The organism is Pseudomonas sp. LBUM1661 (assembly GCF_059695925.1).
The window spans coordinates 4,899,471-4,922,958 of the sequence record NZ_CP166794.1 but is presented as its reverse complement, the minus strand read 5'-3'; the positions used below and the strand labels follow the sequence as shown (position 1 = coordinate 4,922,958).

The following is a 23,488-nucleotide window of genomic DNA, read 5'->3' as shown; positions in this document are numbered from 1 at the left end:
TGCCGCACCACGGCCCCGTTGGCGATCAAGCCCGCCGACTAATTATTTGCAGACGTCATCCGTTCTCATTGGTGAATGGTTGCGGGCAGCAGTCCCGTTGAACTACAGCATTCCCAATGCCTCGCGCGGTCGGCGAAGACCGCGTCCTGCATGCCCTTTAACAGGGCGTGACGTTAGAAAACCGATTCCAATTGCAAGCCGAATTCAGGCAGGAAACCTCATGACCGACGCGTTCGAACTCCCCAGCAATCTGGTCCAAGCCCTCCAGCGCCGCGCGGCCCTGACGCCGGACCGGGTGGCCTTGCGTTTTCTCGCCGAAACCCAGGATCAGGCTGTGGTGCTCAGTTATCGCGAACTCGATCAGCGAGCGCGAACGATTGCCGGCGCGTTGCAGGCCCAGGCTGCGTTTGGCGATCGCGCGGTGCTGCTGTTTCCCAGCGGCCCGGATTACGTCGCGGCGTTTTTTGGTTGCCTGTACGCCGGTGTGATCGCGGTGCCGGCCTATCCGCCGGAGTCGGCCCGTCGTCATCATCAGGAGCGTTTGCTGTCGATCATCAGCGATGCCGAACCACGTCTGCTGCTGACCAGCGCCGACCTGCGCGATGCGTTACTGCAAATCGAAGGCGCACCACCGTTGCTGTGTGTCGATACGCTCGACAGCACGTTTGCCAAACACTGGATCGCGCCGGACCTGCGCGACGATCACATCGCTTTCTTGCAATACACCTCCGGCTCGACCGCGCTGCCTAAAGGTGTGCAAGTCAGCCACGGCAACCTGGTGGCCAACGAACTGTTGATCCGCCACGGTTTCGGCATCGATCTGAACCCCGACGATGTGATCGTCAGCTGGCTGCCGCTGTACCACGACATGGGCCTGATTGGCGGTCTGTTGCAACCGATCTTCAGTGGCGTGCCGTGCGTATTGATGTCGCCAGCCTACTTCCTCGGCCGCCCGTTGCGTTGGCTGGAAGCGATCAGCGAGTACGGCGGCACCATCAGCGGCGGGCCGGATTTCGCCTATCGATTGTGCAGCGAGCGCGTCAGCGAATCAGCGCTGGAGCGCCTCGACCTTAGCGGCTGGCGCGTGGCGTATTCCGGGTCCGAACCGATTCGCCTCGACACCCTGGAACGCTTCGCCGAGAAGTTTGCGAGTTGCGGCTTCACGCCGGACAGTTTCATGGCGTCCTACGGTCTGGCCGAAGCCACGCTGTTCGTCGCTGGCAGCCCGCGTGGCCAAGGGATTGGCAACCTGCGCGTGGATGATCAGGCGCTGGCACAAAACCGTGCCGAGCCGGGCGAGGGCGCGGCGATCATGAGTTGCGGCATCAGCCAGCCAGATCACGCGGTGCTGATTGTCGATCCGATTACGCTCGACGAGTTGGCCGTCAATGCAGTCGGCGAAGTCTGGGCCGCCGGGCCGAGCATCGCCCATGGCTACTGGCGCAACCCCGAAGCCAGTGCCAAGACATTCGTGCAACACAACGGAAAAACCTGGCTGCGCACCGGCGATCTGGGCTTTATGCGCGACGGTGAATTGTTCATCACCGGGCGCCTGAAAGACCTGCTGATCGTTCGCGGTCACAACCTCTATCCGCAGGACATCGAGCAGACCATCGAACGCGAAGTGGAGGTCGTGCGTAAAGGTCGCGTCGCCGCGTTCGCCATGAATATCGACGGTGAGGAAGGCATCGGCATCGCCGCGGAAATCAGCCGCAGTGTGCAAAAAATCCTCCCGCCCGAGGCATTGATCAAAGCCATTCGCCAAGCCGTGGCCGAGGCGTATCAGCAAGCGCCAAGCGTGGTGGTGCTGCTCAATCCAGGTGCATTGCCGAAGACCTCCAGCGGCAAACTGCAACGCTCGGCGTGCCGCAATCGCCTGGCGGACGGCAGCCTCGACAGCTACGCGCTGTTCCCGTCGACGGTCAGCGAAAGCGCAGCAAACACCGAATCGGGCTCAGAGCTGCAAGCCTTGATCGGCCAGATCTGGTGCGAGCAGCTGAACGTCAAGCAAGTCAGCGCCGACGATCACTTCTTCCTGCTCGGCGGCAACTCCATCGCCGCGACTCAAGTGGTAGCGCGGCTGCGCGAAGCACTCGGCCTGGAGCTCAATCTGCGGCTGCTGTTTGAAGCGCCGACCCTCGGCGCATTCGCCACTGCCATAGCCCAGCAACAACAGGATGGCGGCCTCGCCCAAGGCACGATCACCGCGCTGTCGCGCACCGAAGCCATGCCGCAATCCCTGGCGCAAAACCGTCTGTGGATCACCTGGCAACTCGACCCGCAGAGCAGCGCCTACAACATTCCTGGCGCCTTGCGCCTGCGCGGCGAACTGGATGAAGACGCCTTGCACGCCAGTTTCCAGCAGTTGATCGAGCGGCACGAATCCTTGCGCACGCGCTTCCTCGAGCGTGACGGCGTGGCGCTGCAACAGGTCGATGCCGCCGCCGAGTTCAATCTGCAATTGATCGACATCAGCGACTTGCCTGTCGCCGAGCGTGAAGCGCGCGCGCTGCAAATCCGTGAGGACGAAGCGCGTACCCAGTTCGATCTGGAGAAAGGCCCGCTGCTGTGGGTGACGTTGGTGCGCCTTGATGACGAGGACCATCAACTGCTGGTGACCCTGCACCACATCATCGCTGACGGCTGGTCGCTAAACGTGTTGATCGACGAGTTCTCACGCCTGTACGCTGCCGCGTCCCAAGGGCAAACAGCGACGCTTGCGGCCCTGCCCACGCAGTACGCCGACTACGGCAGCTGGCAGCGTCAATGGTTGGCGCAAGGGGAGGGCGAGCGGCAACTGGCTTACTGGAAAGCGCAGTTGGGCGATGAGCATCCGACCCTGAGTCTGGCGACGGATCATCCACGCTCAGCGCAATCCACACACACTGCCGCCCGCCATTCCATAAAGCTCGGCGCCACCCTGAGCGACGCCATTCGCCAGACTGCCCAGGCCCATGAATCGACGTCGTTCATGCTGCTGCTCGCCGCGTTCCAGAGCCTGCTGCACCGCTACAGCGGCCAGCGCGACATTCGCATCGGCGTGCCGAATGCCAACCGTCCACGCCTGGAAACCCAGGGGCTGATCGGCTTCTTTATCAACACCCAGGTGCTGCGCGCCGAAGTGGATTCGCAGCGACCATTCACGGAGCTGCTGGGGCAAACCCGTCAGGCGGCATTGGGCGCCCAAGCGCATCAGGATCTGCCATTCGAACAACTGCTTGAAGCCTTCCCGCAGGCGCGCGAACAAGGCTTGTTCCAGGTCATGTTCAACCATCAGCAACGCGACCTCAGCGCCTTGCGCCGCTTGCCGGGGCTGCTGGCCGAAGAGCTGCCGTGGCACAGCCGCGAAGCCAAGTTCGACTTGCAACTGCACAGTGAAGAAGACCGAAACGGTCGCCTGAGCCTGTCCTTCGACTACGCCAGCGAGTTGTTTGATGTCACCACCATCGAGCGTCTGGCCGAACATTTCAGCAATCTGCTGCAAGCGATTTGCGCGCAGCCGGAAACCGCCATCGCCAACCTGCCACTGCTGACGCCGAGTGAACATGATCAGCAAAAAAACTGGAGCACCGCACCGTGCACGCCCGCCAGCCAATGGCTGCCGGAACGGCTCAACGAACAAGCGCGCCTGACCCCGGAACGCACTGCGCTGATGTGGGAAGGCGGCCACCTCGACTTCGCCGAATTGCACTCCCAGGCCAACCGCCTGGCCCATTACCTGCGCGACAAAGGTGTCGGTCCGGACGTTTGCGTGGCCATCGCCGCCGAGCGTTCGCCACAATTGCTGATTGGCCTGCTGGCAATCATCAAGGCCGGTGGCGCCTATGTGCCGCTGGACCCGGATTACCCGGCCGAGCGCCTGGCCTACATGCTCAACGACAGCGGCGTCGAATTGCTGCTGACCCAAACCCAATTGCTCGACCGCTTGCCGGCCAGCGACGGCGTCAGTGTGATCGCCATGGACGCCCTGCATCTGGAGCGCTGGCCGAGCCACACGCCGGGTCTGCACCTGCACGGCGACAACCTCGCATACGTGATTTACACCTCCGGCTCCACTGGCCAGCCGAAGGGCGTCGGCAACACCCACGCGGCGCTCGCCGAGCGCCTGCAATGGATGCAGAACACCTACCGCCTGAACGACACCGACGTGTTGATGCAAAAGGCGCCGATCAGTTTCGACGTGTCAGTGTGGGAGTGCTTCTGGCCGCTGATCACCGGTAGCCGTTTGCTGATCGCCGGCCCCGGCGAACATCGCGATCCGCACCGCATCGCGCAGCTGGTTCAACAGTACGGCGTGACCACGCTGCACTTCGTGCCACCGCTGCTGGCGTTGTTCATCGACGAACCGCTGAGCGTCGAATGCACCAGCCTGCGCCGTGTGTTCTCCGGTGGCGAAGCCTTGCCTGCCGAGTTGCGTAACCGCGTGCTCGACCAACTGCCGGCGGTGCAACTGCACAACCGCTACGGCCCGACCGAAACCGCGATCAACGTCACCCATTGGCATTGCACCAGCGCCGATGGCGAGCGCTCACCGATTGGTCGGCCATTGGGCAATGTCATTTGCCGCGTGCTCGACAGTGACCTCAACCCAGTGCCGGCCGGTGTGCCGGGTGAACTGTGCATCAGCGGCATCGGGCTGGCGCGAGGGTATTTGCGCCGTCCCGGCCTGACCGCCGAACGATTTGTCGTCGATCCGCTGGGCGAGCAGGGCGCGCGTCTGTACCGCACCGGCGACCGTGCGCGCTGGACCGCCGATGGCGTGATCGAATACCTCGGCCGTCTCGATCAGCAGGTCAAACTGCGCGGCTTTCGTGTCGAACCGGAAGAAATCGAAGCGCGTCTGCTGGCCCAGGACGGCGTTGCCCAAGCCGTGGTGCTGGTGCGTGAGACCTCGGCCGGTGGACAGCTGATCGGCTACTACACCGCCAGTGAAAGCAGCGAAACCGAAGACGCTCAAACCACCCGCCTGAAAACCGCATTGGCGGCCGAGCTGCCGGACTACATGGTCCCGGCGCAGCTGATGCGCCTGGACGAAATGCCCCTGAGCCCGAGCGGCAAACTCGATCGCCGCGCCTTGCCGGAACCTCAATGGCAGGTGCGCGAACACGTCGAACCGGTCACTGAACTGGAACAACAAATCGCCGGTATCTGGCGCGAAGTGCTGGGCCTTGCACAAGTCGGTCTACGCGACGATTTCTTCGCCCTCGGCGGTCACTCACTGTTGGCCACCCAGATCATTTCCCGCACCCGCCAGGCCTGCGACGTCGAACTGCCGCTGCGGGCACTGTTCGAGAACAGTGAACTGGGCGCGTTCGCCGAACAGGTTCGGCTGATCCAGGTCAGCGGCAAGACCAATAAACAGCCGCCGATCGAGAAGGTCGATCGCAGCCAACCGGTGCCGTTGTCCTATTCCCAGCAGCGCATGTGGTTCCTCTGGCAGATGGAACCGGACAGCCCGGCCTACAACGTCGGCGGCATGGCGCGGCTGCGCGGAGTGCTGGATGTCGGGCGTTTCGAGGCGGCGCTGCAAGCGCTGATCATGCGTCACGAAACCCTGCGCACCACCTTCCCGAGCGTCGACGGCGTGGCCCGGCAACAGGTGCATCCGGACACCGGGATGCGCATGGACTGGAAGGATTTCTCGACACTGGACGCTGCCAGCCGCGAATGGCAGGTGCAGCAACTGGCCGACGGTGAAGCGCACACGCCTTTCGATCTGGAAACCGGTCCGCTGCTGCGCGCGTGCATGGTCAAGACCGCCGAGCAGGAACACTACCTGGTGCTGACCCTGCACCACATCGTCACCGAAGGCTGGGCGATGGACATCTTCGCCCGTGAGTTGAGCGCGCTTTATGAAGCGTTCGTCGATGACCGTGAATCGCCGCTGGCGCCGCTGCCGGTGCAATACCTGGATTACAGCGTCTGGCAACGTCAGTGGCTGGAGTCCGGCGAGCGTCAACGTCAACTCGACTACTGGACCACGCAACTGGGCCGCGAACATCCGTTGCTGGAGTTGCCGGGCGACCGTCCGCGTCCTGCGGTACAAAGTCATCAGGGCGAACTGTTCCGTTTCGACCTCAGCGATGACCTCGCCGCACGGGTCCGCGCCTTCAACGCGCAGAACGGTCTGACGCTGTTCATGACCATGACCGCCGCCCTCGCTGTACTGCTTTACCGCTACAGCGGCCAGACCGACCTGCGCATCGGCGCCCCCGTTGCCAACCGCATTCGTCCGGAAAGCGAAGGGCTGATCGGTGCGTTCCTCAACACCCAAGTGCTGCGTTGCCAACTCGACGGGCAGATGTCCGTGGTTGAATTGTTCGAGCAGGTGCGCCATACCGTGATCGAAGGTCAGTCCCATCAGGACCTGCCGTTCGATCATCTGGTGGAAGCCTTGCAGCCAACGCGCAGCGCGGCTTACAACCCGTTGTTCCAGGTGATGTGCAACGTGCAGCGCTGGGAATTCCAGCAGAGCCGAACCCTGGCCGGCATGACGGTCGAGTACCTGGCCAACGATGCCCGGGCGACCAAGTTCGACCTCAACCTGGAAGTCACCGACCTCGACCATCGCCTCGGTTGCTGCCTGACCTATAGCACTGATCTGTTCGATGAACCGCGTATTGCGCGCATGGCCGGGCACTGGCGCAACCTGCTGGAAGCGCTGCTGGCCGACCCGCAACAGCGCCTCAGTGAACTGCCGTTGCTGCAGGCGGGAGAACAGCAAAACCTGCTCGATAGTCTCGGCATCGAGCCGGGCGAACACCGACTGGATCAGTGCATTCATCACCTGTTCAGCGAGCAGGCGCTGGTGCGCAAGGACGCACCGGCATTGACCTTCGCCGGGCAGACCCTGAGCTACGCCGAACTCGACTGCCGTGCCAATCGCCTCGCGTGGATGCTCCGTGAGCGTGGCGTTGGCCCCCAGGTTCGCGTCGGTCTGGCGTTGGAGCGTTCGCTGGAGATGGTCGTCGGCCTGCTGGCGATCCTCAAGGCCGGCGGCGCCTACGTGCCGCTGGACCCGGAATACCCGCTGGATCGCCTGCATTACATGATCGAAGACAGCGGCATCGGTTTGCTGCTCAGCGATGCGGCGATGTTCAAGGCGCTGGGCGAATTGCCTTCGACCGTGGCCCGCTGGTGCCTGGAAGAAGACGCCGCCGAACTGGCCAACTACCCGGCCACCGAGCTGCCGTTTATCAGCCTGCCGCAGCATCAGGCGTACCTGATCTACACCTCGGGCTCCACCGGCAAACCGAAAGGCGTGGTGGTCTCCCACGGTGAAATCGCCATGCATTGCCAAGCGGTCATCGAGCGTTTTGGCATGCGCCCGGATGATTGCGAGCTGCATTTCTATTCGATCAACTTCGACGCCGCCACCGAGCGTCTGCTGGTGCCATTGCTGAGCGGCGCGCAAGTGGTTCTGCGTGCGCAAGGCCAATGGGATGCGGAAGAAATCTGCGGCCTGATTCGCCGGCACAACATCAACATCCTCGGCTTCACCCCAAGCTATGGCAGCCAATTGGCGCAATGGCTGGCCACGCAAAACGAAACCCTGCCGGTGCGCATGATCATCACCGGCGGTGAAGCCCTGACGGGCGAACACCTGCAACGGATTCGTGCCGCGTTCAAGCCGAGCCTGTTCTTCAACGCCTATGGGCCGACCGAAACCGTGGTCATGCCGCTGGCCAGTCTGGCGCCTGAACAGTTGGAAGAAGGCCTGGGCAGTGTGCCGATCGGCAGCGTGATCGGCGCGCGCGTGGCGTACATTCTCGACGCCGATCTGGCGTTGGTGCCACAAGGAGCGACCGGCGAGTTGTACGTCGGCGGCGCCGGGCTGGCCCAGGGTTATCATCAGCGTCCGGGGATGACGGCCGAGCGCTTTGTGGCGGATCCGTTCGCCGCCGATGGCGGGCGTATCTACCGAACCGGCGACCTGGTGCGCCAGCGTGCCGACGGTCTGGTGGAATACCTCGGCCGCATCGACCATCAAGTGAAGATTCGCGGTTTCCGCATTGAACTGGGCGAGATCGAAACCCGTCTGCTGGAACACTCATCCGTGCGAGAAGCCGTGGTGCTGGCGCTCGACGCACCCAGTGGCAAGCAACTGGTCGGCTATCTGGTCACCGACGTCGCCGAGCAGGACGAAGCGCAACACGCTGCACTGCGCGAGACCCTGAGAAATCACCTCAAATCGCAACTGCCGGATTACATGGTGCCGACGCACCTGATCCTGCTGGCCAGCATGCCGCTGACCGCCAACGGCAAACTCGACCGCCGCGCGTTGCCAGCACCGGACCCGGAGCTGAATCGTCAGCACTACGTGGCGCCGAGCAACGAACTTGAACTGACCCTGGCCGGCATTTGGTGCGACGTGCTGAACGTCGAACAGGTCGGCCTCAACGACAATTTCTTCGAACTGGGTGGCGACTCGATCCTGTCGATCCAGGTGGTCAGCCGTGCGAGGCAGCAGGGCATTCACTTCAGCCCACGAGACCTGTTCCAGCACCAGACCGTGCAGACCCTCGCCGCCGTGGCGACCCGCACCGAACAGGTCACGGCCGAGCAAGGTTTGCTCACGGGCGAATCGCGCCTGACGCCGATCCAGCACTGGTTCTTCGACACGGATATCCCGCAGCGCCAACACTGGAACCAGGCGTTGCTGCTGGAACCGACCGGGACGTTGGAGCCCCATCGTCTGGAGGCGGCGCTGCTGGCCGTGATCCAGCAGCACGACGCCTTGCGCCTGCGTTTCACTGATACCGCTGGGCAATGGCAGGCCGAGCATCAGGCGGTGTCCGATGCCGCGGTGCTCTGGCAAGTGCGCGTTCCCTCCCTCGATAAATGCGCGGCGCTGTTCGCCGATGCCCAGCGCAGCCTCGACCTCGAACAGGGCCCGCTGATGCGTGCGCTGTTGGTCGATGCACCGAGGGACCAGCAGCGGCTGTTCATCGCCATTCACCACTTGGTGGTGGACGGGGTGTCGTGGCGCGTGCTGCTGGACGATCTGCAAATCGCCTATCGCCAATTGACCGCGCAACAGACGGTCAACCTGCCAGCCAAAACCAGCGCCTTCAAGGACTGGGCCGCACGTTTGCAAGCGTACGCCGGCAGCGAATCCCTGCGCGAAGAACTGGGCTGGTGGCAAGCGCAACTGGCCGGTCCACGTGTCGGGTTGCCGTGTGATCGCCCCGAGGGCGGCCGGCAGAATCGTCATGCGCAAACCGTCAGCGTGCGCCTCGACAGCGAGCGCACCCGGCAATTGCTGCAACAGGCGCCGAGTGCGTATCGCACTCAGGTCAACGACCTGTTGCTGACCGCATTGGCTCGCGTGCTGTGCCGCTGGAGCGGTGACGAATCGGCGTTGATCCAACTGGAAGGTCACGGCCGCGAAACCCTGTTCGACGAGATCGACCTGACCCGCACCGTCGGCTGGTTCACCAGCGCTTATCCGCTGCGGTTGACGCCAGCGGGCGGGCAGGGCGCGTCGATCAAGGCGATCAAGGAACAACTGCGCGCCGTGCCGCACAAAGGCCTGGGTTATGGCGTGCTGCGTTACCTGGCTGATGATATATGCCGGCAGTCCATGGCCGCGCTGCCGATAGCGCCGATCACCTTCAACTACCTCGGCCAGTTCGACCAGAGCTTCGGCAGTGACGCGCTGTTCCGTCCCCTGGATGAGCCGGTGGGAGCCGCACACGATCCGAAAGCGCCGCTGCCTAACGAGCTGAGCGTCGACAGTCAGGTCTACGGCGGCGAGCTTGTATTGCGCTGGACCTTCAGCGCCGAACGCCACGACCCGCAAACCATCAGCGAACTGGCGGACGCCTACCTCGGCGAATTGCAGGGCCTGATCGAGCATTGCCTGCAGAACGATGTGGGTGGCCTGACGCCATCGGACTTCCCGCTGGCGAAACTGACGCAAGTGCAACTCGACGCGCTTCCGGTGCCGGCGGCGCTCATCGAAGACGTTTACCCGCTGACCCCGATGCAGGAAGGCATGCTGCTGCACACCTTGCTGGAACCGGGCACCGGCCTCTACTACATGCAGGATCGCTACCGCATCAACAGCGAACTCGATCCGCAACGTTTCGCCCAGGCCTGGCAAGCGGTGATTGCCCGCCACGAAGCCTTGCGTGCGTCGTTCTGCTGGAACGTTGGCGAAGACATGCTGCAAGTGATCCACAAGCCGGGCAGCACGCCGATCGACTACCTCGACTGGACCGCTATCGCTGAGGCCGAACAGGAGCCGAAGTTGCAGGCGCTGCTGAAAAACGAGCGCGAGGCCGGTTTCGATCTGCTCAACCAGGCACCGTTTCACCTGCGTCTGATCAAGGTTGGCGAAGCGCGCTACTGGTTCATGATGAGCAATCACCACATCCTCATCGATGCCTGGTGCCGTTCGCTGCTGATGAACGATTTCTTTGAAATCTACACCGCGCTGGGCGAAGGCCGCGAAGCGCAACTGGCCGTGCCGCCGCGTTACCGCGACTACATCGGCTGGCTGCAACGCCAGAGCCTGGCCGAAGCGCGGCAGTGGTGGAAAACCAACCTGCAAGGCTTCGAACGGACCACGCCGATTCCGAGTGATCGACCGTTCCTGCGTGAACACGCCGGTGACAGCGGCGGCATGATCGTCGGCGACCGCTACACCCGACTCGATGCCCGTGACGGTGCGCAACTGCGGGAGCTGGCGCAGGCCCATCAACTGACCATCAACACCTTCGCCCAAGCGGCGTGGGCCTTGGTCTTGCGGCGCTTGAGCGGTGACCGCGACGTGCTGTTCGGCGTTACCGTGGCCGGGCGTCCGGTGGACATGCCGGAGATGCAACGCACGGTCGGGCTGTTCATCAACAGCATCGCACTGCGGGTGAAAATGCCCGAAGACGATCAGCGTTGCAGCGTTCGTCAGTGGCTTAGTGATTTGCTCGACAGCAACATGCAACTGCGCGAGTACGAATACCTGCCGCTGGTGAGCATTCAGGAAAACAGCGAACTGCCCAAAGGCCAGCCGCTGTTCGACAGCCTGTTCGTGTTCGAAAACGCCCCGGTGGAAGTCTCGGTGCTGGACCGTGCGCAAAGCCTTAATGCCACTTCGGATTCGGGCCGCACCCACACCAACTTCCCGCTGACGGCGGTCTGCTATCCGGGCGATGACCTGGGCCTGCACCTGTCCTACGATCAGCGATACTTCGATGAGTCCACGATCGAGCGCATGCTCGGCGAGTTCAAGCGGTTGCTGCTGGCGCTGGTGGAAGGCTTCCACGGCGACATGGCGGATCTGCCGCTGCTGGGCGCCGAGGAGCAGGACTTCCTGATCCATGGCTGCAACCAGAGCGAACACGACTACCCATTGGAAAAAAGCTACGTCGAGTTGTTTGAAGCGCAAGTCGCGCAGCATCCGCAGCGGATTGCCGCCAGTTGCCTCGACCGGCTGCACAGCTACGTCGAGCTGAACCAGCGCAGCAACCGTCTCGGTCATGCGTTGATCGCGGCCGGTGTCGGGCTCGATCAACCGGTGGCGTTGCTGGCGGAACGTAACCTCGATTTGCTCGGCATGATCATCGGCAGCTTCAAGGCCGGTGCCGGTTACCTGCCGCTGGATCCGGGCCTGCCCAGTCAGCGCCTGAGCCGGATCATCGACCTCAGCCGTACACCGTTGCTGGTCTGCACCGAAGCGTGCCGTGAACAGGCCGTCGCGTTGCTGGACGAGTTCGCTTGTGCCTTTCGACCCAAGCTGTTGGTCTGGGAAGACGTGCAAGCGAGCGATGTGTCGGTGCAAAACCCGGGGATCTACAGCGCCCCGGATAACCTGGCCTACGTGATCTACACCTCGGGCTCCACCGGGTTGCCGAAGGGCGTGATGGTCGAGCAACGCGGCATGCTCAATAACCAGTTGAGCAAGGTGCCGTACCTGAACCTGAGCGCCACGGATGTGATCGCCCAGACCGCCTCGCAAAGCTTCGACATTTCGGTCTGGCAGTTCCTCGCCGCACCGTTGTTTGGCGCTCGGGTGGATATCGTGCCGAATACCATTGCTCATGATCCACAGGGTTTGCTGAGTCATGTTTCGTCCCAAGGCATCACCGTGCTGGAAAGCGTGCCGTCGTTGATCCAGGGCATTCTCGCCCAGGAGCGGATGAGCCTGGACGGCTTGCGCTGGATGCTGCCGACCGGTGAGGCGATGCCGCCGGAACTGGCGCACCAGTGGCTGCTGCGCTACCCGGACATCGGGCTGGTGAATGCCTACGGTCCGGCGGAATGTTCGGACGACGTGGCGTTCTTCCGCGTCGACATGGCCTCGACGCGCGGCAGTTACTTGCCGATCGGTACGCCGACCGACAACAACCGTTTGTACCTGCTCAATGGCGCGCTGGAGCTGGTGCCGCTGGGCGCGGTAGGCGAGTTGTGCGTCGCCGGCACCGGGGTGGGGCGCGGGTATGTGAGCGATCCGTTGCGCACCGCTCAAGTCTTTGTGCCGAACCCGTTCGGCGCGCCGGGGGATCGCCTGTATCGCACCGGTGACCTGGCTCGTCGTCGCAGTGATGGCGTCCTTGAATACGTTGGCCGGATTGACCATCAGGTGAAAATTCGCGGTTACCGCATCGAACTGGGGGAAATCGAAGCGCGTCTGCACGAACAACCGCAAGTCCGCGAAGCGGCGGTCGGCGTGCAGGACGGCGTGAACGGCAAACACCTGGTGGGTTATCTGGTGGCGGCTGATTCGGCACTCAATCCAAGTGAACGCCTGGAGCGCATCAAGCAACGCCTGCGCGCCGAACTGCCGGAATACATGGTGCCGTTGCACTGGCTGTGGCTGGACAAGATGCCGCTGAATGCCAACGGCAAACTCGATCGCAAGGCCTTGCCGGCGCTGGAGATCGGCCAGTTGCAGAGCCAGGATTACCAGGCGCCGCGCAATGACCTGGAGCAGACCCTGGCGGATATCTGGGCCGAAGTGCTGAAGGTCGAGCAGGTCGGTGTTCGCGACCATTTCTTTGAGTTGGGCGGGCATTCGTTGTTGGCCACGCAAATTGCTTCTCGAGTGCAAAAAGCCCTGCAACGCAATGTGCCGCTGCGGGCGATGTTCGAATGCAGCACGGTGGAGGAGCTGGCCGAGTACATCGACGGGTTGGCGGCGAGTGACATCACCGAGGAGAAAGTGGATCGGTTGAATGACCTGATGGCGGAGTTGGAGGGCCTTTGATTCTTTAGCGTCTGTCTTGGCCCCTTCGCGAGCAAGCCCGCTCCCACATTAGATCGCGGTCAAATGTGGGAGCGGGCTTGCTCGCGAAGGCGTCGGTACAATTTGCGCAGATTTGCGCGTTGACTGCTGCTTCTGCTCGGCTCAGGCTGCCTCTGCTTTTTTTGGTGAATTCCCTTCACAAAGGAGACAGTTGATGCCCTTCGTAACCCTGGACGGACAAGCCCTTCACTACATTGATCAAGGCACTGGCCCGGCGGTGCTGCTGGCCGGCAGTTACCTGTGGGACCAGGCCATGTGGGCGCCGCAGATTGCCGCGTTATCGGAACACTATCGGGTGATCGCCCTGGACCTCTGGGGCCACGGCGAATCCGGGCCGCTGCCCGCCGGTACGACGTCGCTGGATGACATCGCACGCCAGGCACTGGCTCTGCTCGATCATCTGGATATCGATCGGGTCACGCTCGTTGGTCTGTCGGTTGGCGGCATGTGGGGCGCGCGTCTGGCCCTGACGGCACCGCAGCGGCTCAACGGGCTGGTGCTGATGGACACCTATCTCGGTGTCGAGCCGGAACCGACTCGTCAGTATTATTTCTCGTTGTTCAAACAGATCGAAGACACCGGCGTGATCTCGCCGCAGTTGCTGGATATCGTGGTGCCGATCTTCTTCCGCCCGGGCATCGATCCGCAGTCGGCGCTGTATCAGGATTTCCGCTCGAAACTGGCCGCGCTGCCGCCGGAACGCCTGCGCGAAAGCATCGTGCCGATGGGTCGGATTACGTTTGGTCGGGATGATCTGCTGCCGCGTCTGGGCGAGTTGGATGCAGCGAACACACTGGTGATGTGCGGTGATCAGGACAAGCCACGGCCGCCGAGCGAAACCCGGGAGATGGCCGAGCTGATTGGTTGCGCCTCTGTGCTGGTGCCGGAAGCGGGGCATATTTCCAATCTGGAAAACCCGGAGTTTGTCACTGAGGCACTGCTGACGTTTTTGGCTGAGCGAAATTAGTCGATCTTGCTGACGTCATCGGGGGCACGCCTCGTTCCTGTAGGAGCGAGGCTTGCCCGCGAAGCCGATGGGGTCACTTCGGCCCGAGAATCTTCACCAACTTGTCCGGCGAAGGCGCACCTTGCTGTTGTTGCAACTCGCCCTTGTCATCCATGTAAAAAATCGCCGGGGTGGCCTGCAACTCCAGGTCTTCCATCAACTGCATGTTGGCCGCGAGTTTCGCCTGGATCGCCGGTGGCACGTCTTTCAATGCCTTGAGTTTACTGTCCTTGCCAGACTTCTCATGGTCTTCCAGCGCTTTCTGCGGATCCTTCGCCGCCAGCAGCGCAGCGGATTTACCCGGACTGTCTTCGCGGATAATGCCGACCATGATGTGCCGCAACTGCACCTTGCCGGCCTTGACCCACGGCCGCGCCTGTTCCCAGAACATGTTGCAGTACGGGCAGTTGGGGTCGCTGAACAAGTAGACGACGCGTGGTGCGTCCTTGTTGCCGTCAGCGATCCAGTTGCTCGCTTCCATCTTGCCCCAGATTTCCTTGGCCATCGGTGCGTACACCAGCTTTTGTAACGGCGCGGCGCTCAGGTCATTGCCGTCCGCGTCGTACAAATTGCCCAGCAATACATGCTTGCCATCCGGTGTCAGGTACAGCGCCATGCCACGGTTCTGGTATTGCGCGGCATACCCGCGCAAGCCATCGGGCGCATCGAACTGACCGACGATTTTCGCGCCCTTGGCTTCGATCTTCTTGATCGCCTCGGGCAACTCTTCAGCCTGCACCGATGGCAGGTGCAGCAGGGCGGCGCCCAGGGTCAGCGTCAGCAGGTGGCGGAGGCGGGGCATGGCAATTTCCTTGAAGAGGTGGCCGGTACGGCGGGATTCGGGGTCTCGAAGTTTTCCAGGGCGCGGGCCAGGCTGGCTTCCGACAGTTCCCCCAGATGGCTGCCCAACAAGCGACCTTCGGGGCTATAGAACAGCGTAGTCGGCAACGCCATGGAACCGACGGCCTGGCCCAGTCGGCCGCCGCCATCGAACAGCACGTTGGACAGGCTCAGGCCCTGGGTTTCCAGGAAGGTGCTGACGCTTTGCATGCTTTCGGCCTGGTTGACGAACAGGAAGGTCAAGTCCGGACGGTGTTGCTGGGCGTTTTCCAGCACCGGCATTTCCCGGCGGCACGGTGGGCACCAGGTCGCCCAAAGATTGATCACCAGCGGGCCGCCTTTGTAGTCGGCCAGTTGCACGGTTTCCCCGGCGGCATTGCGCAGGGCAATGTCCGGCAGGCGCGTGCCTTGTTCGTAAATGCTCAGGGAGAAGGTCGCCAGCAACCAGAACGCCAGGCCGCAGCCCACGCCAAAACCCAAGGGCCGGCGCAAGCCCGGGCGACGCCAGCCTCGATACACGGCGGCAAGCAACAGCGCGATCACCCCTGGCCAGGCGAGGAAACCGCCGTCGCGCAAGTCGATAATCTGCCAGGCATCGTTGCGATAGTGCGTCCAGTACACGGCAACAAAACCGATCCGCGCCGCGAGCATGCCGATCAGGAACAGGCTGAACAGCACCGACTCGGGATTTTCCCCACCGCGCTTGGCCACCCTCCAGCCGACGAAGGTCGCCAGTGCCAATGCACTGATCAGCAGCAGGTGGTTAAGCGCAATGGCAAAGGTGCCGAGGGTAAAGGTCAGCATTAACGGGCGTCTCGGGTGGTGGTCCAGCGTTGCAGGAAAGTGTCGGCATCGACCTCGCCGGTGATGCGCTGGCTGCGCCGCTCTTCGCCGTCGGCACCGATCCACAGGAGGCTCGGTGGCCCCGGCACTTTGTAACGGCCGAGCAGTTCGCGGCTGGCGGCATTGTCGGCGGTGACGTCCAGCCGGAGCAAGCGCACATCGGTCAACGCTTCGAGTACTTTGGTTTTGCCGAACACCTGTTTTTCCATGACTTTGCACGAGACGCACCAGTCGGCGTAGTAGTCCAGCAGCACCCACTGGCCTTGAGCCTGGGCCGCATCGAGTTCCCGTTGCAGCGCGGCGCTGTCCTTGATTGTGGTGAAGGCGTCATGGCCCGTTTGCACGGCGGCGAGGGCCGAGTTGGATGCGCGGAACACCTGCAACGGCTTGAACAGGTCATTACTGCCACCGGCGGCACCGATCAGCGCTAGGCTGCCCCACAGTCCAAGCAGCAACGAGCTGGCGCCGAACAGATGGGCGATGCGACCGAAACCTTCCGACTGCTTCCAGGCGCTATAGGCCGCGATCAACAGCAACGCACCACACAAACCGACCCACAACGATTCATCCAGCACCGGGCGCAACATCAGCAACGCGGTGGCGAGGAACAGGAAACCGAAGATGCCCTTGAGCAGGTTCATCCAGGCGCCGGGTTTGGGCAGGAAGCGATTGCCGACGGTCACCAGCAACAGTAATGGCACACCGATGCCGATGCCCATGGCGAACAGAATCAGCCCGCCATGCAAGGCATTACCGCTTTGCGCGATGTAGAGCAGGGCGCCCGCCAACGGTGCGGTCATACACGGGCCGACCAGCAGACCGGACAAGGCCCCCAATGCGCCGGCACCGATCAGGCTGCCGCCGCGCTGATTGCGCGATACGTTCTCCAGTCGATCTCGTACTGACACCGGCAATTGCAGCTCGAAGAAGCCGAACATCGGCAACGCCAGCAGCACAAACACCGCGGCAAAACTGCCGAGCAACCAAGGGTTCTGCAACAGCGCCTGCAGGTTGGCACCGAGCAGCGCCGCCAGAACGCCCATCGCTGCATACACCAGCGCCATGCTCACCACATAACTGCTGGCCAGGGCGAAACCGCGCTTGGGTTTGGCGCCACTGCCGACGATCAAACCGGCCAAAATCGGCAGCATTGGCAATGAGCACGGCGTGAACGCCAGCAACAGGCCGAGGCCAAAGAACACCAGCAAGCTCCAGCCCAGCGCCCGTTGTTGCAGGTCACTGGCCAAGGCCTGGTCCGGCGCTTCGCTGGCCACGTTAACCGCTGCGCTGTCGCCCAGGTCCACGACCTGGGTTTGCGGCGGATAACACAAACCGGCATCGGCACAGCCCTGGAAGCCGACCTTGATCTGGCCGCTGGCACCGGCGGGAATCTTCAGTTCCAGGCCTTGGCGATAGACCTGCTGTTCACCGAAAAACTCGTCGCTGTGAGACTCGCCCTCCGGCAATACCGGTTTGTGTTGCTCAGGCAAGCCATCGAATTTCAAGCGTTTCTGGTACAGGTAATAGCCGTCGGCAATCTGCCAGAACAGCTGGGTTTCTCCAGACTCAAGGCGTTCGGAGGTAAAAATGAAGGCTTTGCCGACCGGAAGAAAGTCGGGTTTGGCCTCAAACGGATTGGTTCCCGCCTGGGCCAGACCCGAGATCAAGAGAACAAAAAGTACAAACAGTCGACGCATGGATAAGCCTTGGCTCTGTGCAAGTGAGCTGCACAATGAGCGGCGGCGATTAACCGTTGATTAACCCTCAGAGGTTGTCGGCGGGTCAGTCGTCCAGCAAACCCGGCCATGACTCGTCATCGACATTGATCGGGCCAGACTCTGCGCGGTTGCGCTGCATGTTGTAGCGAATGTACTGGTTGTTGGTCAGGAAGATGTAGAGGTAGCTGTCAGCCAACGTCCGGTCGTTTTGCACGGCCGTGATTATCCGGTCTTTGTAGGCTGACAGTCCGGGCCAGGAGTTGTGAGTGATGCTTTCGTGTCTGATGCGTTTTTGTTTGTAGTCGTAGGTTAGGGAGTGCCCATCATTCATGAGAAATCGAAAGCTCAGGCTGTACCCGGTTCGTTGCCACCATGTGCCGGCTACGATGCGGTAAAAGTGAGGAATCAACGGTGCCCATACTGTTTGGGAAACTGGGTGAGTGCTTCTGACTTCATCAATATCCTGATCGAATCTGCAGACCATGGGCGTGCCGTTGTCGTCATAGAAAAGCCATAGAATATCGTCGTCAAATCCACTGTCCTGGTCGTTTTGAAAATTGGTGGTGGTAAAGCCGAAGCGCAGGTTTTTCACATGAGAGTGAAACTTTCCCCAATTACTGGCGTTGACTTCGGCGGGGTATCCCTCAGGTACTTTATTGTCGCCAATATCAAACCGGGTGTAGGTATTACTGTCCTTGAAAAAGAAATAACAACGGTCTTTTCCGGAGCGCCAATCAACGGCAACAACGTTTTTAAGGTCTGGCATGATCTGATTCCTTTCAGATAAGTGAAATATGTTTTGTGACGTCGAATGCATGCTTTTGCTGCGTGCCTGTTTTCGAAGTTGGTGTGAGACTACCGATCTGGAGGGTTCTTTTGTATGCGTTTTTAATGGCTGTTTATTTCAGAGTAAAGTTGTAATAAGTCGATATTTTTCGAGACGCATGTTCATATCAGGAACGCTGTTTTTGAACGGCTGATCAGCCTGAAAGCCCCCGCGCTATTCGTCAGCCCGTACGCTTGCCATAATTGCCGCTTAATCCACACCTGTTTGACTCATGTTTTTTGCTCACGGAGCTCCCATGCACGTACTGGTTTGCGAAGACGATGAGTTGATCGCCAGCGGCATCGTCGCCGGGCTCACCGCCCAAGGCCTGACCGTGGAGCATGTCGCCACCGCTTCGGCTGCCCGGGCGATGCTCAAGGTGGCCGAGTTCGACGTGATGGTGCTCGACCTCGGTCTGCCGGATGAAGACGGTCTCAAGCTGCTTCAGCAGTTGCGCCACAACGGCCTTGAGTTGCCGGTGCTGATCCTCACCGCCCGGGATTCGGTCACCGACCGCGTCGACGGCCTGCAAGCCGGTGCCGACGACTACCTGCTCAAGCCTTTCGACCTGCGTGAACTCGCCGCGCGCCTGCACACGTTGCTGCGACGCGTGGCGGGACGCAGCGTCAACCTGATCGAGCACGGCGCCCTGACGTACGACCCAAGCAGCCGCGAAACCACGCTCGGCGGCCAGCCGGTCGACCTGTCGCGCCGTGAACAGTCGCTGTTGCAAGCCCTGCTGCACAACCGTGGCCGAGTGCTGTCCACCGAGCAATTGAAAGACAGCGTCTACGGTTTCAACGACGAACTGGAAAGCAACGCCCTCAACGTTCATATCCATCACCTGCGGCGTAAACTGGGTAATGGCATTGTGGAGACCGTGCGCGGCCTGGGCTATCGCCTGGGGCCGGCGGATGGCGGAGATCAACCAAAGTGATGAGCCTGCGTTTGCGCCTGAGCCTGACTCTTGGCGCCGCTTTTGCGCTGATCTGGGCCCTGGCGGCGGCCTGGATGCTCAGCGATTTGCGCAATCAAATGATGTTTTCCCTCGACCAGCGGTTGGTGGCGTCGGCGCGCATGGTCGCCGGGCTGATGGAGCAATTGCCGGCCTTGCCAAGCAAAGGCGAGGGCACCCATTTCAGCGCGGAACAATTGAACATCCCGGGCGGCATGGCGTGTCAGGTCAGCTCGTTGCGCGGTGAAATCCTCGCCCGCAGTCACACCGACCCGCAACAAACCCTGGAAGCCGAGAAAATGGGCTTCCACGACCAGATGATCGACGGCGCACCGTGGCGCAGTTTCACCCTGGCCCGGGGCGATTTGCGTATCACCACGGCTGATCGGCAGATCGAACGCGAAGCCCTGAACATGTCGATCCTGCTGGCGGCTTCGGTGCCGGTGGGCGTGGCGTTGCTCGGTTGCCTGTGCCTGCTGTGGCTGGGGATCGGCCAGGGGCTTGCGCCGCTCAACCGCATGCGCGACGCCTTGATGCGGCGCAGCGCCGACTCCCTTGAACCGTTGCAGATCCAGCCGCTGCCCAGTGAGCTGCAACCCTTGCTCGACACGCAGAATCAGTTGTTCCAGCGAATCGGCAAGACCATCGAGCGTGAGCGCCGCCTGACCGGTGATGCGGCGCATGAACTGCGCAGCCCGCTGACGGCGATCAAGACTCACCTGCAAGTGGCGCGCATGACTGACGGCGCGGCGCGGGATCAATCCCTGGCCCGGGCCGAAGAGGGCGCCGACCGTTTGCACCGGACCCTTGAACAATTGCTGCTGCTGGCGCGGGTCGAGGGCAGTCTGTCGTTCGATGACGGCGTGCAATGCAGCGCCGAGCAAGTGGCGAAACTGGCGATCCAGGACGCGGCCAGCGGTGATCGCCAGCGGATCAAGTTCAAGGTGCCGCCAAAGCTCTCTCACGCGCCGGTGCAAATGCCCGCCGTGCTCTCGATTGCCGCGCTGCGCAACTTGCTCGACAACGCGCTACGGCATACGCCGGGCGATGGTGCCGTAGAGCTGAGCCTGGAAACCACCGGCAATCGCGTGCAGTTTGTGGTTCGCGACCATGGGCCGGGCATTGCCGAAGAGGACCTGCAACACCTGACCCAACGCTTCTGGCGCAATGGCCAAAGCACCGGCTGTGGTCTGGGCCTGGCGATTGTCCAGGCCATCGTCCAGCGCTGCGGCTGCACCCTGCGTTTCGACAGCCGGCCGGATGGGCTGCGGGTTGAGCTGACCATGCCGTTGCAACCGGCCTGAAAACCACCATCCCCTGTAGGAGCGAGCTTGCTCACGAAAGTCGTCAACGATGACGCGCTTAAACAGGATAAACGCGGTGCCTATGAATCCATCGCGAGCAAGCTCGCTCCTACAGGGGATCTGTATCGCACATCAAATGTAACTTCTCTCCATTAGGCCATCGGTCAACGCCGCGCTATCGTCCCTCGCAGCTTTGACTCAATGGATTGAGGTGACAGCGCCATGGATGCATCGATTCACATCAGCCCCGCAGCCCCTGCCGACGCCGGCATTATCAGCCGGATTGTCGAGCGTTCCATCCGTGTCGGTTGCGCGCTCGACCACCGCAACGATGCGAAAATCGTCGCGGCCTGGACCCACAACAAAACCGCCGAACACATCAACGCCTGGCTGACCGACCAGCGGCTGTACCTGAATATCGCCCTGTTACAGGACAAACCGGTCGGGGTCGCCATGGCTGCGATCAGCGGCAAAGTGGCGTTCTGTTACGTGCAGCCGGAATGGTTTCGCCGGGGCGCCGGGCAAGCGCTGGTGCGCGACCTCGAGGGCTGGTTGCTCAAGCAGGGTTTGCACCACGCGCACCTCAACAGCACCCGAACCAGCGAGGCGTTTTACCACCATCTGGGATACCAGCCCTGCGCCCAAACCTTCATGGTCGCGGGGCTTCAGGCGATTCCCATGCACAAAGGGCTGGCGACACCTTCATAGAAAGCCGATCGCAGGTCTAAATCCGCAAGGCCCTGATGCGTTTCCAGAACAGGAAAACCTTATTGAGGGGTCGAGAGATGTCAGTCGCTACCAGCCTTATGGAAGATCAGTCGGCCCGGGTTGCCCCGACGCCGGCCGAGACGCTTTACCAGTTCAACGAATCGCCATTGCTGACCCGTCAGAATCAACAGGAATCGAACGCCCGCAGCTACCCGCGACGCATTCCCCTGGCACTCAAACGTGCCAAGGGTATTTATGTCGAAGACGTCGAAGGCCGACGTTTCATCGACTGCCTGGCCGGCGCCGGAACCCTGGCCCTGGGGCACAATCACCCGGTGGTGATCGAAGCGATCCAGCAAGTGCTGACCGATGAACTGCCACTGCATACGCTCGACCTGACCACGCCGGTCAAGGATCAATTCGTTCAGGACCTGTTCGGTCTGCTACCGTCGGCGCTGGCGGCTGAAGCGAAAATCCAGTTCTGCGGCCCCACCGGCACTGACGCAGTGGAAGCTGCGTTGAAACTGGTGCGCACCGCCACCGGGCGCAGCACCGTGTTGTCGTTCCAGGGCGGTTATCACGGCATGAGCCAGGGCGCGTTGAGCCTGATGGGCAGCCTGGGGCCGAAAAAACCCTTGGGCGCCTTGCTCAGCAGCGGCGTGCAGTTCATGCCGTATCCCTACGATTACCGTTGCCCGTTTGGCCTCGGTGGAGCGCAGGGTGTGCAGGTCAATCTGAACTACCTGGAAAACCTGCTCAATGACCCCGAGGCCGGTGTGCAACTGCCGGCGGCGGTGATCGTCGAAGTGGTGCAGGGCGAGGGTGGGGTAATCCCGGCCGATCTCGACTGGCTGCGCGGCTTGCGACGCATCACCGAGAAGGCTGGGGTGGCGTTGATCGTCGATGAAATCCAGAGCGGTTTTGCCCGCACCGGCAAGATGTTCGCCTTCGAACACGCCGGGATCATTCCGGATGTGGTGGTGATGTCCAAAGCCATCGGCGGCAGCCTGCCGCTGGCGGTGGTGGTCTATCGCGACTGGCTCGACACCTGGTTGCCGGGCGCGCATGCCGGGACCTTCCGTGGCAATCAGATGGCGATGGCGGCGGGTTCCGCGGTGATGCGCTACCTGATCGAGCACAAGGTCTGCGAACACGCCGCCGCCATGGGCGAACGCTTGAGCGAGCACTTGCACATCCTGCAGCGGGACTTCCCACAATTGGGTGATATTCGCGGCCGTGGCTTGATGCTTGGCGTTGAGTTGGTCGATCCGACGGGGCCGCTGGATGTGTTGGGTCATCCACCGATTTTCGGGCGCCTGGCGCCGCTGGTGCAGCGCGAGTGCCTCAAGCGTGGGTTGATCCTCGAACTCGGCGGTCGTCACGGTGGCGTGGTGCGTTTCCTGCCGCCGCTGGTGATTACCGCCGCTGAAATCGATCGGGTGGCGGAGATTTTCGGCAGGGCCATGGCCGCTGCCACCGCCAGCCTCTAAATTTTTCGGCGCCTCGAACGTTCCTTTTACATACCGGCTGCGCACGCAGTGCAGCCCACCCTACAGCGATGGAGAAATACCATGACGTCAGTATTCGACCGCGAGGACATCCTCTTTCAGGTCGTGGTCAACCACGAAGAGCAATACTCGATCTGGCCCGACTACAAAGCCGTGCCGGAAGGCTGGCGCACCGTGGGCAAGAGCGGGCTGAAAAAGGAATGCCTGGCTTACATTGAGGAAACCTGGACGGATATGCGTCCGTTGAGTTTGCGCCAGAAGATGGAAGAGCAGGCGGCAGTGGCGCACTGATCGACTGCGCATTAAAAAGCCCGCTGAACCGGTGATGGTCAGCGGGCTTTTTCAGGTCTGGAATCTGTGTTGCCTGGCCGGTGGCGGTTTCCAAAAGCGAACGCAACGTCTGAAAACGACGCTCCCCCTGTAGGCGCGAAGCTTGCTCGCGAAGGTCTTGAATGCGCGGTGTGTATCCTGTTCGAACGCGTCATCGTTAACGTCCTTCACGAGCAGGCTCGCTCCCACAGGGATCTTCAGTCGAGC

At 61.9% G+C, this 23,488-nt stretch carries 11 protein-coding genes; 7 read left to right on the top strand and 4 right to left on the bottom strand.

The annotated features are described in order from the left end of the window. Positions 1-220 precede the first annotated feature (220 nt). Both ACA057_RS22455 and ACA057_RS22450 read left to right on the top strand, forming a co-directional pair. Positions 221-13,204: a non-ribosomal peptide synthetase gene (locus ACA057_RS22455; RefSeq protein ID WP_497342442.1), complete on the top strand. Its 12,984-nt coding sequence runs from the start codon at positions 221-223 to the stop codon at positions 13,202-13,204. A 193-nt stretch (positions 13,205-13,397) separates the two neighbouring features. Then, positions 13,398-14,210, top strand: a complete 813-nt coding sequence (locus ACA057_RS22450) for an alpha/beta fold hydrolase (RefSeq protein WP_497342440.1) — start codon at positions 13,398-13,400, stop codon at positions 14,208-14,210. Between the two features lie 73 nt (positions 14,211-14,283). Here the strand turns inward: ACA057_RS22450 and dsbG are convergent, their stop codons facing one another. From dsbG to ACA057_RS22430, 4 genes are all read right to left on the bottom strand, one after another. Continuing rightward, complete coding sequence (gene dsbG, locus ACA057_RS22445; RefSeq protein WP_497342438.1) at positions 14,284-15,051, bottom strand: thiol:disulfide interchange protein DsbG; 768 nt, start codon at positions 15,049-15,051, stop codon at positions 14,284-14,286. Then, positions 15,027-15,893: a TlpA family protein disulfide reductase gene (locus ACA057_RS22440; RefSeq protein ID WP_497342436.1), complete on the bottom strand. Its 867-nt coding sequence runs from the start codon at positions 15,891-15,893 to the stop codon at positions 15,027-15,029. Before ACA057_RS22440 ends, dsbG begins: the two co-directional genes overlap by 25 nt. After that, positions 15,893-17,629, bottom strand: coding sequence for a protein-disulfide reductase DsbD (dsbD, locus tag ACA057_RS22435; RefSeq protein WP_497342434.1), 1,737 nt, complete (start codon positions 17,627-17,629; stop codon positions 15,893-15,895). The genes ACA057_RS22440 and dsbD overlap by 1 nt, the downstream gene beginning before the upstream one ends. Positions 17,630-17,714: 85 nt before the next feature. Continuing rightward, positions 17,715-18,416, bottom strand: a complete 702-nt coding sequence (locus ACA057_RS22430; RefSeq protein WP_497342432.1) for a hypothetical protein — start codon at positions 18,414-18,416, stop codon at positions 17,715-17,717. A 316-nt stretch (positions 18,417-18,732) separates the two neighbouring features. On the opposite strand from ACA057_RS22430, the gene ACA057_RS22425 reads away from it, so the two are divergent. From ACA057_RS22425 to ACA057_RS22405, 5 genes are all read left to right on the top strand, one after another. Then, positions 18,733-19,413, top strand: a complete 681-nt coding sequence (locus tag ACA057_RS22425; RefSeq protein ID WP_497342430.1) for a response regulator — start codon at positions 18,733-18,735, stop codon at positions 19,411-19,413. After that, positions 19,410-20,735, top strand: a complete 1,326-nt coding sequence (locus ACA057_RS22420; RefSeq protein WP_497342428.1) for an ATP-binding protein — start codon at positions 19,410-19,412, stop codon at positions 20,733-20,735. The genes ACA057_RS22425 and ACA057_RS22420 overlap by 4 nt, the downstream gene beginning before the upstream one ends. Positions 20,736-20,957: 222 nt before the next feature. Then, on the top strand, positions 20,958-21,443 hold the full coding sequence (locus tag ACA057_RS22415; protein WP_497342426.1) for a GNAT family N-acetyltransferase: 486 nt from the start codon (positions 20,958-20,960) through the stop codon (positions 21,441-21,443). 77 nt (positions 21,444-21,520) lie between these two features. Continuing rightward, complete coding sequence (locus tag ACA057_RS22410; protein ID WP_497342424.1) at positions 21,521-22,933, top strand: aspartate aminotransferase family protein; 1,413 nt, start codon at positions 21,521-21,523, stop codon at positions 22,931-22,933. Positions 22,934-23,014: 81 nt separating this feature from the next. Beyond that, a complete protein-coding gene (locus ACA057_RS22405; RefSeq protein ID WP_059402338.1) occupies positions 23,015-23,242 on the top strand; it encodes an MbtH family protein in 228 nt (75 codons plus the stop codon). Positions 23,243-23,488: the final 246 nt, after the last annotated feature.

Bases quoted from the DNA above. Each gene is read 5' to 3' on its own strand.
- ACA057_RS22455 (WP_497342442.1), top strand. From the start codon at position 221: ATGACCGACGCGTTCGAACTCCCCAGCAATCTGGTCCAAGCCCTCCAG.
- ACA057_RS22450 (WP_497342440.1), top strand. From the start codon at position 13,398: ATGCCCTTCGTAACCCTGGACGGACAAGCCCTTCACTACATTGATCAA.
- dsbG (WP_497342438.1), bottom strand. From the start codon at position 15,051: ATGCCCCGCCTCCGCCACCTGCTGACGCTGACCCTGGGCGCCGCCCTG.
- ACA057_RS22440 (WP_497342436.1), bottom strand. From the start codon at position 15,893: ATGCTGACCTTTACCCTCGGCACCTTTGCCATTGCGCTTAACCACCTG.
- dsbD (WP_497342434.1), bottom strand. From the start codon at position 17,629: ATGCGTCGACTGTTTGTACTTTTTGTTCTCTTGATCTCGGGTCTGGCC.
- ACA057_RS22430 (WP_497342432.1), bottom strand. From the start codon at position 18,416: ATGCCAGACCTTAAAAACGTTGTTGCCGTTGATTGGCGCTCCGGAAAA.
- ACA057_RS22425 (WP_497342430.1), top strand. From the start codon at position 18,733: ATGCACGTACTGGTTTGCGAAGACGATGAGTTGATCGCCAGCGGCATC.
- ACA057_RS22415 (WP_497342426.1), top strand. From the start codon at position 20,958: ATGGATGCATCGATTCACATCAGCCCCGCAGCCCCTGCCGACGCCGGC.
- ACA057_RS22410 (WP_497342424.1), top strand. From the start codon at position 21,521: ATGTCAGTCGCTACCAGCCTTATGGAAGATCAGTCGGCCCGGGTTGCC.
- ACA057_RS22405 (WP_059402338.1), top strand. From the start codon at position 23,015: ATGACGTCAGTATTCGACCGCGAGGACATCCTCTTTCAGGTCGTGGTC.